This window comes from uncultured Dokdonia sp. (assembly GCF_947492535.1).
Lineage (GTDB): Bacteria > Bacteroidota > Bacteroidia > Flavobacteriales > Flavobacteriaceae > Dokdonia.
Genome location: NZ_CANLNH010000004.1, coordinates 179,765 through 195,808, shown reverse-complemented (window position 1 = coordinate 195,808; position 16,044 = coordinate 179,765). Strand labels below are relative to the sequence as shown.

13 protein-coding genes are annotated in these 16,044 nt (G+C 34.3%); 1 reads left to right on the top strand and 12 read right to left on the bottom strand.

The genetic code is table 11. The annotated features are described in order from the left end of the window. Positions 1 to 144: 144 nt before the first annotated feature. From Q1A60_RS07180 to Q1A60_RS07125, 12 genes are all read right to left on the bottom strand, one after another. The gene (locus Q1A60_RS07180) at positions 145 to 891 is read right to left on the bottom strand and encodes a succinate dehydrogenase/fumarate reductase iron-sulfur subunit (protein ID WP_299764056.1); all 747 of its coding nucleotides are present in this window, start codon (positions 889 to 891) and stop codon (positions 145 to 147) included. A 23-nt stretch (positions 892 to 914) separates the two neighbouring features. Then, entirely contained in the window at positions 915 to 1,292 is a 378-nt protein-coding gene (locus Q1A60_RS07175; protein ID WP_299764058.1) for a four helix bundle protein, read from the bottom strand. 39 nt (positions 1,293 to 1,331) lie between these two features. Further along, positions 1,332 to 3,344, bottom strand: a complete 2,013-nt coding sequence (locus Q1A60_RS07170) for a fumarate reductase/succinate dehydrogenase flavoprotein subunit (protein WP_299764060.1) — start codon at positions 3,342 to 3,344, stop codon at positions 1,332 to 1,334. Positions 3,345 to 3,353: 9 nt separating this feature from the next. Further along, positions 3,354 to 4,049 (bottom strand): succinate dehydrogenase cytochrome b subunit, encoded by a 696-nt coding sequence (locus Q1A60_RS07165; RefSeq protein ID WP_299764062.1) that lies wholly within the window; start codon positions 4,047 to 4,049, stop codon positions 3,354 to 3,356. A gap of 254 nt (positions 4,050 to 4,303) precedes the next feature. Next, on the bottom strand, positions 4,304 to 5,764 hold the full coding sequence (locus tag Q1A60_RS07160; RefSeq protein WP_299764064.1) for a serine hydrolase: 1,461 nt from the start codon (positions 5,762 to 5,764) through the stop codon (positions 4,304 to 4,306). Between the two features lie 89 nt (positions 5,765 to 5,853). Continuing rightward, entirely contained in the window at positions 5,854 to 7,014 is a 1,161-nt protein-coding gene (locus Q1A60_RS07155; protein WP_299764066.1) for a helix-turn-helix domain-containing protein, read from the bottom strand. Positions 7,015 to 7,089: 75 nt separating this feature from the next. Continuing rightward, positions 7,090 to 7,986 carry a cation diffusion facilitator family transporter gene (locus Q1A60_RS07150; protein ID WP_299764068.1) on the bottom strand — a complete coding sequence of 299 codons (897 nt, stop codon included), beginning with the start codon at positions 7,984 to 7,986 and terminating at the stop codon, positions 7,090 to 7,092. 80 nt (positions 7,987 to 8,066) lie between these two features. Then, positions 8,067 to 8,660 (bottom strand): hypothetical protein, encoded by a 594-nt coding sequence (locus tag Q1A60_RS07145; protein ID WP_299764070.1) that lies wholly within the window; start codon positions 8,658 to 8,660, stop codon positions 8,067 to 8,069. An 83-nt stretch (positions 8,661 to 8,743) separates the two neighbouring features. Beyond that, a complete protein-coding gene (locus Q1A60_RS07140; protein ID WP_299764072.1) occupies positions 8,744 to 10,435 on the bottom strand; it encodes a helix-turn-helix domain-containing protein in 1,692 nt (563 codons plus the stop codon). Between the two features lie 78 nt (positions 10,436 to 10,513). Next, positions 10,514 to 11,341, bottom strand: coding sequence for a hypothetical protein (locus Q1A60_RS07135; RefSeq protein ID WP_299764074.1), 828 nt, complete (start codon positions 11,339 to 11,341; stop codon positions 10,514 to 10,516). A gap of 81 nt (positions 11,342 to 11,422) precedes the next feature. Beyond that, a complete protein-coding gene (locus tag Q1A60_RS07130; protein WP_299764077.1) occupies positions 11,423 to 14,272 on the bottom strand; it encodes a glycosyl hydrolase in 2,850 nt (949 codons plus the stop codon). A 175-nt stretch (positions 14,273 to 14,447) separates the two neighbouring features. After that, positions 14,448 to 14,843: a BLUF domain-containing protein gene (locus Q1A60_RS07125; RefSeq protein WP_299764079.1), complete on the bottom strand. Its 396-nt coding sequence runs from the start codon at positions 14,841 to 14,843 to the stop codon at positions 14,448 to 14,450. 576 nt (positions 14,844 to 15,419) lie between these two features. On the opposite strand from Q1A60_RS07125, the gene Q1A60_RS07120 reads away from it, so the two are divergent. Beyond that, the gene (locus Q1A60_RS07120; protein ID WP_299764081.1) at positions 15,420 to 16,001 is read left to right on the top strand and encodes a Crp/Fnr family transcriptional regulator; all 582 of its coding nucleotides are present in this window, start codon (positions 15,420 to 15,422) and stop codon (positions 15,999 to 16,001) included. The last annotated feature ends 43 nt before the right edge of the window (positions 16,002 to 16,044 follow it).

Sequence of the window (16,044 nt, the reverse complement as noted above, 5' to 3'; positions counted from 1 at the left end):
TTTATATTTTAGAAGCTTTCGCGAAAGCGAAGTTTTAAGATGCACTACCTTCAGAAGAGCAACATATGAAAGCAAAAAAAATCCCAAGACTTTTTGAAGTTTTGGGATTCATATTATAAAATTCCCGCTTACGCAGGAATGTAATTATCCTTTCACACTAGCAGATAGATATTCACGATTCATACGTGCGATATTCTCTAGTGATATTCCTTTTGGACACTCTACTTCACAAGCACCTGTATTGGTACAGTTACCAAAACCTTCTTCATCCATTTGCTTTACCATGTTCATCACACGATCTGTAGCCTCTACTTTTCCTTGTGGTAATAGTGAAAACTGGCTCACTTTTGCACTTACAAAAAGCATCGCGCTTGAATTTTTACAACTTGCTACACAAGCTCCACAACCTATACAAGTAGCTGCATCAAAGGCAGCATCGGCATCGGCTTTTTCTATAGGAATTGCATTTGCATCTTGTGTATTACCAGAGGTATTAATAGAGATAAACCCTCCTGCATGCTGGATACGATCAAAAGCAGAACGGTCTACCATTAAATCTTTAATCACAGGGAAACCTCCTGCACGAAACGGCTCTATGGTAATGGTGTCGCCATCTTTAAATTTACGCATGTGAAGTTGACAGGTGGTCACTAAACGATCAGGACCATGCGCTTCTCCATTAATAAACATGGAACATGAACCACAGATTCCTTCACGACAATCGTGATCAAAAACCACAGGCTCATCTCCTTTATTGATAAGCTCATCATTAAGCACATCCATCATTTCTAAGAAAGACATATCTCCATCGATTCCATCAATAGGGTATGTCACCATTTGTCCTTTAGCTTGAGCGTTCTTTTGACGCCAAATTTTCAATGTTAACTTCATAGTTAAAAGTTAAATGTTAAAAGTTAATTGGAGCTTTTAGCTTTCTTTAGATAATTGATATATCCATTTAATATTGCTAAACAACCATTAACCTGTTTTTTATATTTCAAATATGCTTCTTCTGAAATATAACTTTCATCTAAAGCAGTAATAAACTGATCTAACAGCTCATATAATGAACCTCTTGATATTCTACAGAATTGAATGTTTTCTTGATAATGAAAACGTCCATAGCCTTCTGCTATATTATGAGTCACAGACCGAGAGGCTCTACGCATCTGTGAAACTAATTCATATTTTTCGAAGTCTGGAAAAGTATTAATAAGATTCTTAACATCATTTCGAAGTTCTCTTGCTTTTTGCCAGCATCCTAAATCTTCAAAACTTTTAATATCACTCACTAAACTTTACCTAATCAACTTTTAACAATTAACGAACTTCTATTTATAACTTCTTTGTTTCAATTCAATATTTTCATAAGTAAGCTCTTCTTTATGCAATACTGCATCTTTAGGAGCTCCTTTATATTCCCAAGCAGATACAAATGTGAAGTTCTTATCATCACGTAATGCTTCTCCTTTTTGTGGACCGTCTAATTCAACAGACTCTTCACGAAAGTGTCCTCCACAAGATTCGTTACGTGTCAATGCATCTTTTGCAAATAATTCTCCTAATTCTAAGAAATCTGCCACACGTAATGCTTTTGCAAGCTCTTCGTTAAACTCATTTTCTGTACCTGGCACTCGTACTTCTTTATAGAATTCATCACGTAGTGCTGCAATCTCATCGATAGCACTTTGAAGATCTTTAGCGTTACGAGACATTCCGCATTTGTTCCACATGATTTTTCCTAATTTCTTATGGAAATAATCAACTGCTTTTGTACCATTATTATTTACAAGAGCATCTATTTGAGAACGTACATTCTTTTCTGCTTCTTCAAATTCTTTTGTATCTGTAGAAATAGGCCCTGTACGAATATCTTGAGATAAGTAATCTCCAATAGTATACGGTAATACGAAGTATCCATCGGCAAGTCCTTGCATTAATGCAGAGGCTCCTAAACGGTTAGCTCCATGATCTGAGAAGTTTGCTTCTCCAATAGCGTATAATCCTTCTACAGATGTTTGTAGATTATAATCTACCCATAGACCTCCCATAGTATAGTGAACCGCTGGATAAATCATCATAGGTGTTTCATATGGGTTTTGATCTACGATCTTCTCATACATCTGGAATAAGTTTCCATATTTTGTCTTTACGATCTCTTGCCCTAGTTTTTTAACTAGTGCCGCATTATTTGCATCTTGATGTGTTACATACGCTTGTTCTTTTCCATAACGCTCAATGGCGCTTGCAAAATCAAGATATACTGCTTCTCCTGTTTTATTGACACCAAATCCTGCATCACAACGTTCTTTTGCAGCTCTTGATGCTACATCACGTGGCACTAAGTTTCCAAAGGCTGGGTAACGGCGTTCTAGATAGTAATCTCTATTTTCTTCAGCAATTTCAGTAGGTTTCAACTTACCTGCTCTAATCGCTTCTGCGTCTTCTTTCTTTGCAGGGACCCAAATACGTCCATCATTACGAAGAGACTCAGACATCAATGTTAATTTAGACTGATGATCTCCAGATACTGGAATACACGTTGGGTGAATTTGCGTATAACATGGATTTGCAAAATGAGCTCCACGCTTATGCGCTTTCCAAGCAGCTGTTACATTAGATCCCATCGCATTGGTAGAAAGATAGAATACATTTCCGTATCCTCCCGTTCCTAATACAACAGCATGTGCAGAGTGACGCTCAATTTCACCAGTAACTAAGTTACGTGTAATGATTCCTCTTGCTTTTCCATCTACTTTTACAACGTCTAGCATTTCGTGACGGTTGTACATTTTGATTTTACCACGACCTATCTGACGGTTCATCGCAGAGTATGCACCTAAAAGTAACTGCTGTCCTGTTTGCCCTTTAGCATAAAACGTACGACTTACTAGTACCCCACCAAAAGAACGGTTATCTAGCAATCCTCCATAATCACGTGCAAATGGCACTCCTTGAGCCACACATTGATCTATAATATTTGCAGACACCTCAGCAAGGCGATATACATTTGCCTCACGACTACGGTAATCTCCTCCTTTTACGGTATCATAAAAAAGGCGGTAGGTAGAATCTCCATCTCCTTGGTAATTTTTTGCTGCATTGATTCCTCCTTGTGCTGCAATAGAGTGCGCACGACGAGGTGAATCTTGAAAGCAAAATGCTTTTACGTTATATCCTAATTCTGCTAGCGTTGCCGCTGCAGATCCTCCTGCAAGTCCTGTTCCTACAACAATCACATCAATAAGACGCTTGTTTGCTGGGTTTACAAGATTAATATCATTTTTATATTGTGTCCACTTATCTGCTAGTGGTCCCGAAGGTATTTTTGAATCTAATGCCATAGCGATTTTTTAGTGTGAAAGTTGATTAAAGTGATGATATAGTGCAATAAAAATGAATCCTACTGGGATAATAATTGCCCATGCCTTTGTCACTACTTTAAGTGCTTTAGAATATTTATTATTAAATCCAATAGATTGGAGTGACGATTGGAAACCGTGTAGTAAATGCAACATCAATAATACAAATGAAATTACATAAAGTACAACTCTCCAAAATGGTTCAAATTTATGTACGGTTTCTGGGTGATATTTATATCCCAAAGCTGGATTATTAGGATCTAAAAGTCCTGACATATCCCCATCTATATACTTATGTGCAAGTTCTGGAAAAAAGAAATCATAAAAATGAAGTCCAAAAAATGCTAATATAACAAGTCCTGTAATGATCATGTTACGTGACATCCAGTTTGCATTTGCACTTCCTTTATAACTCACATATTTTACGGGACGTGCTTTTCTATTTTGAAGTTCTAATCTGATTCCCATTACAAAATGAAAAACGACTCCAAAAATCAGTACAGGTTGCAATCCAAACTGAACTAATCCGTTGGTTCCCATAAAATGAGACCACGTATTAAATGTATCTGGGGAAAGTACCGAAGAAAGGTTAATAACAAAATGTTGTGTAAGAAAAACAACGAGGAAAAGGCCTGAAAGTGCCATTGCGACTTTTCTACCTATTGAAGATTTTAATAATCCGCTCATTAAAAAGTTGATTTAAATAATTCACACAAATGTACGGCGCAAACGTTATTTTAACAACTTTAACAGGCAGGGATTGCTTCTATTTAGAATGATTATAAGAAGCATCCTACCTGTGTTTAACCTATTATTCTTAAGACTCCATAATCAAAAGTGTAATATTGAACACTTTCAATATTTATGAAAGTATTTTAAACTAATTTTAGGGTTTTATACGCTTTCGCGAAAGCGGACTTTGAAAATTTAGAATAAAAAAGTCATTTCAAATCACTTAGTATAGCCACAATCTCCTCATTGTCAGGATTAAATTTTAAGGAGTTTTCAAATACTTTAATAGCTTCTTGATTCCTATTTAGTTTTAACAGGCATTTCCCATAATAATCAAGGGTATAGTGTGTATAATATCCTGAAGGGTATCGTGCAATGGACAACTCAAAAAATTGAATAGCTTCTTCATAATTTCCTTGATCCATTAGAGTTTTTCCATATACTCTAAGTGCGCCTTCAGAAATATCATATATTGATTGCTCATTCCTTGTTTCTTTAATAAAGGCAATCATCTCATTTACCGATTTTTCTTTTGCTAGTTCTTTAAGGTTTTTCTTATTTAACAATAATTTTCTCAGTATCACCCAATATCGCCATGATGGTGTTGAAGAACGTTGTGATAATCCTGCATAGGTCAATAAATCCATATTTGTTTTATGCGCTATAACTACATTACGCTTAGGAATTACCGTGATGAATTGCCCTGCGTAGCCACTCGCTGTATATGCTCCTTCAAAATCTGGATTATCATAGAACCGCTCAACAAGCCACCACATATTTCCATAAGAAAATTGAACAGGACTCGAAATATCTATTTGATCTCTCTGATTTACTGTTTCAACTGGTGTAATCGTAGAAGTTATTTTTTCAACCCATTGTTTTGAGATGAGCTGCTTGCCTTCCCATTGACCTTTCTGAAGCATCAATTGTCCTATTTTTGCCATATCTCGAGTAGATATATGAATGTGATAGGCAGAATATCTAGATTTATCTTCATTAATGGTTCTCTTTTGATTTTCAATATTCCAATCTTCAAATCCCAATGGAATAGCTAGCTGTTCTTCGATTTCCTCATATACAGATTTTCCAGATTTTTGTTCTAGAATATAACCGGCTACATTAAAATCCCAGTTATTATATACAAAGTATTCTCCAGGTTGTACAGTACCTCTTTCTTTAATATTTTTTTCATCATAACCACCATTTGCAGGAATGTGAAACACCCCAGACCTAGAACTAATAACATTCTCTATTGTAGCTTGTTTCTCTATAGTCAATAAGCCGTCGTCTTCATCAATCCCGATATCTCCTATTGTTTGTTGTAAATCTATAGTTCCATTAGCTACATACTTACCATAAAGCATCGCCAGCACACTTTTTCTACAGGAGGCAATGTAACTTACTTGAGATTGATCTCCATATTCATAGATTACTTTTCCATTTTCCAAAACAAGCATACTAGATGTTTCTGACTCATCTTCTAAATAGGATGCAATTTCATCTAGTTTTTCCTGGGTAAAACTTGAATTTTCAAAAGTTATTTGTTTTTGAAAAGCTTTCCCTACATAAGCGGGGTTACTATAAAACCAGTTTTGGATAGACATTGAAAATATGCCCCATACACATAGGATTAAGGCAATACTAATTATAGTAATTTTTTTAAGTTTCATTTTGATTGATTTTTGATTGATGCGTCAAACAACGTGTTTTTAAAGACATCAAACTTCCCAAAATACGTTTTGAGAGTAAAAAAATAGACCTATGTAGATTGCAGTCTATATTCTTTTGGAGAAAGACCAGTATTCTTTTTAAAGATTCTATAAAATGTAGCTTCCGAATTGAACCCGCATTCTAAGGCAACTCCTAAAATAGACATATGAGACATCTTTTCATTGTGAAGCATTTTCTTTACTTCTTCAACGCGGTATTCGTTAATAAGATCTCTAAACTTTTTATGAAAATGCGCATTGATCACTTGAGAAAGTTCTTGTTGTGGCAATGATAGCTTTCGCGAAAGCTCTTGAATATTTAATGTAGGATTTAGAAATACTTTATCTTCTTCTAATGCTACTCTAATTACCTCAACTATTTCAGTATCTCTTTGAGAGGGCTTTATTTTTTTAAAAGTATTTGGATCTTTTTTTGAAGGTGCCACAGCAATATCTTCTTGAAGTTTTAATTCGTAATTGGGTAATTTATACCCTGCAATTCCTAAATAATATATTGAGAAAGCTCCAAAAAGTGAGAATATTGTCCAATGAAGATCTGTAATTCTATTAAGATGAAACAAAAGATCTGCGCTATAATTAAATACTAAAAAAGCGCCTATTGCTAAACACAGGAATAATAATTGTTTCATCCATTTAAATTCTGGAAATGTACTGTCAGATATTGTATTGGAAAGCCACTCCCTATATTTCTTAAATTTTACAAATGAAAGTATGAGATACACCACAGAAGATAGCGCCGTACCATGGCTTTCTAGATCTTTTACGGGGTTAAAGTAAAGACTATTTGCTATCTGATCTTTCATTACTAAATCTGAAGTTCCTACTAATGAAAAATAAATAAAAGTCAAATACGCTTGTAATAGTATAAAAGGGACAAAGTGTATGATATGCTTTCGCGAAAAGCGAAACTCAGCATCTACCAAAGAGACCAAATAGAAATACAGTAATGGTGCTATTGCTAAATCGGCTCCATTAGGAAAATACCTAAAAAAAGAAGTATCCCAAAGATGTAGCGTATGTAAAAGCGGTTTGGTACTTACCCAAGAAAAGGCAAGGATTCCTAATGCTAAGAAAGGATTACTTCGTTTATTATTCTTTGAACGGAATAACAGCACACTCATCACCACGCCTTGTGTAATGCCAATTAGCATAAGAAGGTCAAAAAGCGAAAATTGAGGTTGTACTGTCATTGATAATGACTTGGTGATTTGATTGATGTCCTAATAGACAACAAACACTTCTTTATGTTACATTAAATATTATGTTTATTCTATATCTAGAACGCCACAATTTTCTCCTACATCTTCAAATTCAAGCGTTACATGTTCTATATGAAGTTCTTTTAAGTCTTCTCTTATTTTCTTTTTAAGAGAGTCTAGTGCAATAAGTGTGTCTTTATTTTGCACAACAATATGAGCTGTCATAATGGTATATTCTCCATCCATAGACCAAATATGAATATCATGCACTGCAACGATGTCTGGATAGGAAAGCAATTTCTGTTTTACATCCTTTACGTCTGTATTCCCCGGCACACCCTGCATCACTATTTGAATAGTTTCTTTAAGATTTTTGTAGACATTTATTAAAATAAACAGTGCGATTCCTAACGACAAAATTGGATCTATAATAGGAATATCAAAAAAATGCATGATAATAGATCCTATAAGTACTGCAATCCATCCTAATATATCTTCCAATAAATGAAGAGAGACTACGCGTTCATTAACGCTTGTTCCCTTTTTCAAACGCAAGACAGCAGCTCCATTAAAAATAACACCTAGTATTGCCAGTAACATCATTCCTTGTGTTTCTGGTTGCTGTGGTGCTATTAATCTAGGAATTGCTTCTACAAGAATAAAGATACTTCCTACCACTAGGACAATAGAGTTTATAATAGCGCCTAGTAAAGAAAAACGACCATAACCATAACTAAACGAGGGACTTCTTTTCTTCTTAGCATAGTTTTGAAAGTACCAAGCCAGACCTAGTGACAAACTATCCCCTAAATCGTGCACTGCATCTGATAGAATAGCGACACTATTCGTCAGAACACCCCCAATGACCTCAATAATAGTAAAGAGCAGATTGATAAAAAAAGCAACTTTAATATTACCTGTATCGTGAGTATGACCATGTGTATGATTGTGATGATGCGCCATATTCTAAAATACAAAAAAAGCAGTTAATACATCTTAACTGCTTTTGATAATTAGGGAATAAAAGGATTGCGTTTGTGATCTTAATCTTCAATATTAAATAACTGGGCAATTTCTTCATAACTCATATTCTGATAATCCTGAGTACTCATTGAACGCCCGCTTTCTGCTTCTTGCCCTCCTGGAATTAACACATAACGATATTCATCATTTAAAAAGGGTTCTCCTATCACTCCACCATCGGTTGAATTTACTCGAACAGCAATAATATCATCGTTTGTTGTTAATAATCTCCAATTATAGTTTTCATCCAGACTTCCAAAAAAGGTAATAGGAATTGGATAAATTAATGTTGATCTACGAGCGTATACTAATATCACTCCTGAATCCTGAAGCACTTCATTTAGTTGTGGTACGTCTAATTCAAATTGATCAAAATCATCAGTAATAGGACTTGCAAACCCTGATGGTATCCATTCTGAATAAATCACATTTGCGGTTCCTGTTTCTCCTTGTTCACCTTGTTCACCTTCAGGTCCTGGAATTCCTTGTTCTCCTTGTGGCCCTTGTGGTCCTTCTGGTCCAATGTCCCCATCTTCTGGAGAACAGCTCATTACGAAACTAATTAGTAGTATTACAGTTAATAGTTGTTTGCTAAATTGCATTGCATTTTTCATTATAAAAATTTTATAGTTAATAATGCAGCAAACTTAGATTGGACTTCTTTCAAACGTGTCCGTAATTATACAGTCTGAAAGATTTAGGACTCAAATGGGGCTTTTACCCTGTAAACGGAAGGAGTAACGCCTGTATGCTTTTTAAAGGCAGCATAGAACGTACTTTTCGAATTAAAGCCAGATTCTAATCCTATAGAAAGAATCGCGTATCCCGTATAATTGGGATGTGTGAGTAATCGTTGAGATTCTTTGACACGATATTCATTTATGAAATCAGAAAAATTAACGCCACTTATTCTATTAATGAGTTGAGATAGATAGGTAACGCTTATATCTAGTCTTGCAGCAATACTTCCTAAACTTATATCTGGATTTTTATAGATTTTCTCATTCTCAAGCAGAAAACATAGTTCTTTATAATACCCATTATCATTAGTGATTGTTGTAACTTCTTTTTTTACAAGTTGTTTGATTTTTGTAGCTGTAAGTTTAGCAATAAGTTGAAAGATGAATATATGTTGCTTTTTGAAAAATTCTTTTTCAGAATGTTCAGAATCTAGAACTCCTAAAATAGTTCCTTGATCATGAATAGGAACAGCAAGTTCTGATTGCCGTTGCATATCATCTATTACATATCTAGCATCTTGATTTACATCAGAAATACATTCCCATTTACACGTTTTTGCAACAGCACCTACAATCCCTTCTCCAAAAGGAATTTCTATAGGGCTTACTACTTTTCGGGTTCCTTTATCTTTATTTCCATAGGCAGCTTTTTGCACCAATACATTACGTTCTGTATCTAACATATAAATGACACAATCTTCTAAGTCTAATTTTCCAATGGCATTTCTTACAATATCCCAAAGCACATCATCTACTGTACGCTTATCAAAAAGTGAGGTTGCAAAATAACTTAATACTCGGGTGACATCATAGGTATCAGCATCTATGACATTTTGTAACTCTTTTGATTCGAAAATTTTATTTAGCCCTTCTATCTGAAAATCTGTAACAATACTTTCAAAAGCTACTTGTCTTTTTTTCTCTTCTTCTTTTTTTGTTTTTAAATGACGATCTCCTATGTATAAAAAGACAAAATAGAACCCTAGAAATAAAAACCACAGCGGATAATAAGCCATCATCCCTCTTTCAAATTTTGTCACTTTAAGATACAATATTACCAGTATCCAAATACTACATAATACCACTAACAATGTATACATAATTCGCAACCAGTTTGTTTTTTCTATAACTGTTTTATAGGATGCGCCTAGTAAACTTCGCTCGTAACTTTTAATCGTTCTATAATTCCAAATTCCATTAATAAAAGCAAAAAGAACAGCTAAGTTTTCATCCCACTCGGCACCGATGGTAAGTGATATCTCTTTTGAAAAAAAAGTATACCCAGTAAAAGCATTTACTTTTAAAACGATATATAGAATGAAGAATAGCACAAATGGAGTAAGTAAAAGCTCTTTATACTTTTTGAATTCCCACATTCTATCCAGATAGGAGCATATGAATAATGAGAAAAAGACAGGTGCTAAAAATTGCCATGGAATGAAAAAAATATAAAATATAGGAAAAGTATTCACCACTTTAGCATCCACGAGTATCACTTGAATAATGGTCATCCCTGATGTAATAAGGAGCCAACTAAGGTATTTACTAGTGGCTACCCTCTTACCACCCCTTAACAATCGCCATATAGCACAAACAACAAGTAGTGATGATAAAATAAATATGGTGCTATTTCCAATATTCCAATCCAATGCGTAGGTATTTATATACTATTAATGTACGAATAAACAATAGGATTGGATGAAAGCTTATAAAAGATACAAGCTTTACTATATACCATCTACCCTAAATATTTTTCCCTTATAACCTTCTATCCCTTCTTTCATGGAACTAAATTTATAAATAAGAGTCTCAGAACAATCAATCAGATACAATTCCCATTCTCTATCAAATTCACTTTCTGTACGCTGAGCAAATATATCTTCCAAATAAGCATCTGTACTCTTGTCTAATAAAATAAAGTTAGCGTTTAGTTTCAGTTTATCCATTAACTGATTATCACGACTAGTGAGAATCTCTTTTTTACTATTTATTTTATAACAAAGTAGTATGAGTAAATCTAGTGCAAGATTAAATTCTAGATAATTACAAGGAGGACTCAAAAATGTCCAAAAATCATCTTTACCTCCATCTTTTAATTTATAATAGTATTCATCTATACCATTGTTAGCTAGCACCTCGAACATAAAAATCTCATTTTTACTAAAAAGATATCCGATATCATAAAGACCCAACTTCTCTTCTTCATCGTATTGATAATTGCCTTTTTCATCAATAAAATATCGCAAACACCAACCTGTAAGATCTTCAAATTCACTATGAGTAAGTGTATTAAAATCTTCTTTCACTTTTTGAACAATTGTATTATAAGTAAGTTCTCGTTTTTCCGACACCATATATTCATGATAACTTTTTACCCATCCATTCTCCTTTGAAATAGACGTTTCATCTATTCCATCTTGATCTTTTTGATTCTTATAATATGCCATCATATTAATATTGAATTTTGGTTCAATATTCTTATTCGTAATTATTTTATATAAAACTGTCTTTGTTTTTGATTGATCAATCTTGTAGTAATGGAAATATCCAGACATAGTGCTCGTTTATGTTATTCAAAAACAAAAAGCAGCTAAGAATCCTTAACTGCTTTTTGCATATCTAAAAAGAAAGGTTCTTTACTTCACTTCTAATTTTGTAGTTATTGCTAAAGCATTTCCGCCACCGCCATCGAGTTCAATCGTATATGTTCCTTTAGGCAAATAATATTTACCATTACTGGCTTTTCTAATATTGAGTTCTGTGTTTGCTTTTTCTAATGTTTTTTTCCCTTTTTCGGTAATAGAAAGATCATAATCAATTACATTGATTCCTGCTTGAGGCACTAATGGCATACGCTGTAATTCTTTTCCGTTGGCATCTTTGACCACCATAGAGAATTTACCTGCATAACTTGAAAAATAAGACACTGCTACAGAAGGCTCAAAAGCATCTCCCCACATACTAAAACTATTTCCCCAACGTGGTGAGTTACGTAAGGAAGCTACTTCAAATAATTGTACGTTTTGAGAGGCATCCATTTGCTGGATGGTTGTGATATCTGTTCTATAAATACTTCTTCCATGTGTTCCTAATAAGAGGTGGTTTTCTCTTTTTTGAATTTTCATGTCATGTACTGCTACAGCTGGCAGTCCTTTCGCGAAAGCGTGATAACTACTACCTCCATCCACACTTACATAGGCACCATTATCAGTTCCTACATAAATAATATTTTCTTTTTTAGGGTCTTCCACAATCACATTTACAGGAGACATTGGGATATTTCCAGAAATATTTTTCCATGTTTGTCCATAGTTATCAGACACATATACATAGGTTTTAAAATCATCCCAACGGTATCCGTTTAGCGTTGCATATACGCGTTCTTTTTTATGCTCAGAAGCCACTACACGAGACACCCACAGATCTTTTGGAAAGCTAGCACTAATATCTGTCCAACTTCCTCCGGCGTCTTTGGTAACATAGACTTTTCCATCATCACTTCCTGTATAAATTAATCCAAACTGAAAAGGAGACTCACTAATCGTTGCGAGCGTTCCATACGCTACATTTCCATCTTTTCCTCCCTTGGTTAGATCATCACTGATAGCCGTCCAATCATCTCCCTGATTCATAGAACGCATTAATTTATTACCTCCTAAATACAAGATATCTTGATTATGCGGACTTAATAAAATAGGTGTTTGCCAGTTAAAACGGTAAGGTTTTTCTCCTAATTCATGCTTGATATTAAAACGTTTAAAATCTTCTGTCTCACGGTTGATTCTAAAGTAATTCCCAAACTGGAATCCTGTATATACCACATTGGCATCCCGATTATCCACTTGCACTTGCATCCCATCACCGCCCATGATACTTTCCCATGGGTATTGACCGCTTTGGTGCCAACTCTTGTTTTCTTGCGCTGTATTTGCACCTACCCAAACACCATTATCCTGAAGTCCTCCATACACGTTGTAAGGCTCTTCATTATCTACTTGAATGGAATAAAATTGTCCTACAGATGGGTCATTGGCTTTGATCCAATTTTCACCATCATCATACGTAATATTTACACCTCCGTCATTTCCATTAATGAGATGTTTTTCATTTTTAGGATTGATCCACAGAGCATGATGATCTGCATGCACATTTTCTGCTCCAATACTTTTAAAGGTTTTTCCACCATCTTTTGAGGCAACAATAGGCACCCCATAGATATAAATATCTTGATCGTCTTGTGGATTTACGTGAATCTCTCCAAAGTAATATCCATAACTGTAATAGATATCATCTAGGTACCCATCATGTGTTTTCTTCCATGTTTTTCCAGCATCGTCAGATCTGTACACTTCGGCACCTACGACAGGAGTGTCAAATAATTGCGTATTTGCTGTCTCCAAATATTTTGCAAGATCGGTTGGTTGTACTGATCCATTACGTACCATTGACTTTACGTTTTCTGCACGGTATTTTTCTTGGAAATTATTACGTTTTAAAAACCCGTTAAGTTTTTTATTATCTAATGCTAGAAACGCATCTTTACTCATGGTTTTGAAGTCATCTTTTGTTAATGCTCCACCACTCTTACTCCCTTTATCAGCTCCTTTTCTTCTAAACTGACTATCATGTACCGCATATACAGTATTGGCATCATACACTGCAATTCCTATACGTCCTACACCATCTCCTGAAGGGAATCCATCTAGCTTTTGCCACGTAGTCCCTCCATCTGTACTTTTATAAACACCAGATCCAGAACCACTACCTTCAAAATGCCATGCTTTACGATCTTTATCCCAAGCCGATGCATACATCAGATTGAAATTTGCAGGGTCATGATCTATATCAATGATACCACTTTCATTATTAACAAAAAGTGTTCTGTTCCATGTTTTTCCACCATCGGTGGTTTTATACACACCACGTTCATCATTAGAAGAATATAAGTGTCCAGTCACACCAACCACTACCTCATCAGGATTTGATGGATTGATTAGGATACGTCCTATATGATGTGAATCTGCAAGACCTACATGTTGCCAAGTAGCCCCTTTATCTGTTGATTTTAAGATTCCGATTCCGGCATAACTAGAGCGTGACGAGTTATTTTCTCCTGTTCCTACCCAGATGGTTCCATTTTTCCAATCAACAGCAATATCACCTACATTTTGTGTATCACTAGTATCTAATACAGGTTCAAATGTAGTTCCGTTGTTATTTGTATACCACAAACCTCCGCTGGCATAGCCTACATAAAATTCCGAAGGCTTGTCAGGATTTACGGCAAGATCTACCACACGACCACTCATCACGGTAGGACCAATATTTTCAAAAGGAAGATTCTTAACGAGTGAGTTTTGTTGTGCAGTACGTTTTTGAGCAATGCCTTGTTGTACTTGAGCTGCCGAGGTTGCAGGTTGTTGTGGGTACGCTTTCGCGAAAGCGAATACAGCAACACCTACAAAGAGGGAAGTGCGTAATTTCATGTTGGTTTTTGTTTTAGCGCCTTGAAAGTACGGAAATGTGAAATTATGTGAAAATTTTTGGAAGGAGTTTAACTATTTATTATCTACTATTTATAGTCAGTGTGACTTACGATACTATATCACATCCAATATCGGGTCTTTCTATGAAGCATTATTTCACATTATGTATTTGTAATTAAGCTACAAAATCTAACATAATCTTATTTAAAATATCTACTATATCCTTACCGCCTGACTCACTATATAGACTTTCAAAATCGCCAATCTTTAATTTCTCTATATCTGTCAAATAACGCATTCTCCAATTGTTATACACAGGGGATTCTAATTTGCGATTCACAAGTACTTTAAGAGATTGATGTCTAGAGTCTTGTTTTATTTTTTCTAAAAGATGCAGCACATTTTCAGAAGGACCTTCTATCCATTGAATAAAATATCCATTTTGGTGAATTAAAAATCCTGTTATTTTTTCTTCTCTATTTTTTACTCTAGCAAAAAAAACAAGCTCTTTTATTTCAAATTTGGACAGTTCTTTATCTGCTTTACTAATGTATATAATATTTTGAATCATACCTTTTAACCTATAACAAAAGATTAAACAAATATAAAAATTCAAGCATATTTTCAAAAAAGAGAAGTTTATTTTTTTCTTACTACTACAGTGTTTTTACACTACTGAATTTCCATTAAAAAAGGAAATAACATGTAATTATAAAATTATCTATTTTTAGAGAATTATATATAAATTATTTAAATTCAAATACTTAAAATTATCTATTTTACTATTTTACAAAAAAAATAGAGCATATTTTCACTATACGCAATTTTAGAAATTTATTGTCGACATTAAAACACAAAAATATTTTTACGCTATCAAACAACATGTTTTGTTTAACTTTTTGAAAATGAAACATTCCTATCAACACCTCTTTTTTATGATAATATATGGTATTAAAGCTCAAGGTAAACTCTGGACCTCATAAAAGGAATCGACCTAAGAATCGAGGCAGTAAATCAAGATTTCGCTAGATACTGAAATCAGCTCAATGTACACTACTGAATACGTTCTAATTAGAAGCAAAAATTCTTTTCCTAATACTAAGATGCTTTTGTACTTTTAATCCATTCCAAAACCGACAATATTACAATGACAGTTAACAATTCTTTTGAAGCTTACTTACTCACTGTCATTAATGATACCTCACTCAATCATCTTGTTCCTGAGGTTTTAGATACGTTCTCTCAAATTCAATTATCAAAAAATGAGTTCTTTGTCACTAGCGGATCTATCTGTAAATACTTTTGTTATATAGAATCTGGTATTTTACAACATTCACTAGACGTTTTAGAAGAAGAAAAAACCACGTATTTAGCATTAAAAAATTCTTGCACTGCCGCACTGAATAGTTTTAAAAACAACCTCCCTTCCAGAAAGAATATCAAAGCCCTCACCGATTGTGTATTGCAAGTCATCACCATTCAGGAGTTTGAATATCTGATGCAACACAATCAAGCATTTTATACGTTTTATTATAATCTTATTGAAAATCAGATTTATAAAATAGACGATCACCGTATTGATTTATTGATATTAACTCCCGAAGAACGGTATCAAAAGCTATTACACACTGAACCAACCTTACTTCAAAAAGTACCATTACATTATCTTGCTTCTTTTTTAGGGATTTCTCTGAGACATATGAGTAGAATTCGAAAAAATATAAAATAATGCCATTTGGCGTATTTATTAAAAATTGCAATCCTTATTTTTG

What these genes read in the sequence shown, in the direction of transcription:
- Q1A60_RS07125 (WP_299764079.1), bottom strand. Translation starts at nt 14,843, where the DNA reads ATGATTCAAAATATTATATACATTAGTAAAGCAGATAAAGAACTGTCC.
- Q1A60_RS07145 (WP_299764070.1), bottom strand. Translation starts at nt 8,660, where the DNA reads ATGAAAAATGCAATGCAATTTAGCAAACAACTATTAACTGTAATACTA.
- Q1A60_RS07170 (WP_299764060.1), bottom strand. Translation starts at nt 3,344, where the DNA reads ATGGCATTAGATTCAAAAATACCTTCGGGACCACTAGCAGATAAGTGG.
- Q1A60_RS07165 (WP_299764062.1), bottom strand. Translation starts at nt 4,049, where the DNA reads ATGAGCGGATTATTAAAATCTTCAATAGGTAGAAAAGTCGCAATGGCA.
- Q1A60_RS07120 (WP_299764081.1), top strand. Translation starts at nt 15,420, where the DNA reads ATGACAGTTAACAATTCTTTTGAAGCTTACTTACTCACTGTCATTAAT.
- Q1A60_RS07160 (WP_299764064.1), bottom strand. Translation starts at nt 5,764, where the DNA reads ATGAAACTTAAAAAAATTACTATAATTAGTATTGCCTTAATCCTATGT.
- Q1A60_RS07135 (WP_299764074.1), bottom strand. Translation starts at nt 11,341, where the DNA reads ATGTCTGGATATTTCCATTACTACAAGATTGATCAATCAAAAACAAAG.
- Q1A60_RS07155 (WP_299764066.1), bottom strand. Translation starts at nt 7,014, where the DNA reads ATGACAGTACAACCTCAATTTTCGCTTTTTGACCTTCTTATGCTAATT.
- Q1A60_RS07180 (WP_299764056.1), bottom strand. Translation starts at nt 891, where the DNA reads ATGAAGTTAACATTGAAAATTTGGCGTCAAAAGAACGCTCAAGCTAAA.
- Q1A60_RS07150 (WP_299764068.1), bottom strand. Translation starts at nt 7,986, where the DNA reads ATGGCGCATCATCACAATCATACACATGGTCATACTCACGATACAGGT.
- Q1A60_RS07130 (WP_299764077.1), bottom strand. Translation starts at nt 14,272, where the DNA reads ATGAAATTACGCACTTCCCTCTTTGTAGGTGTTGCTGTATTCGCTTTC.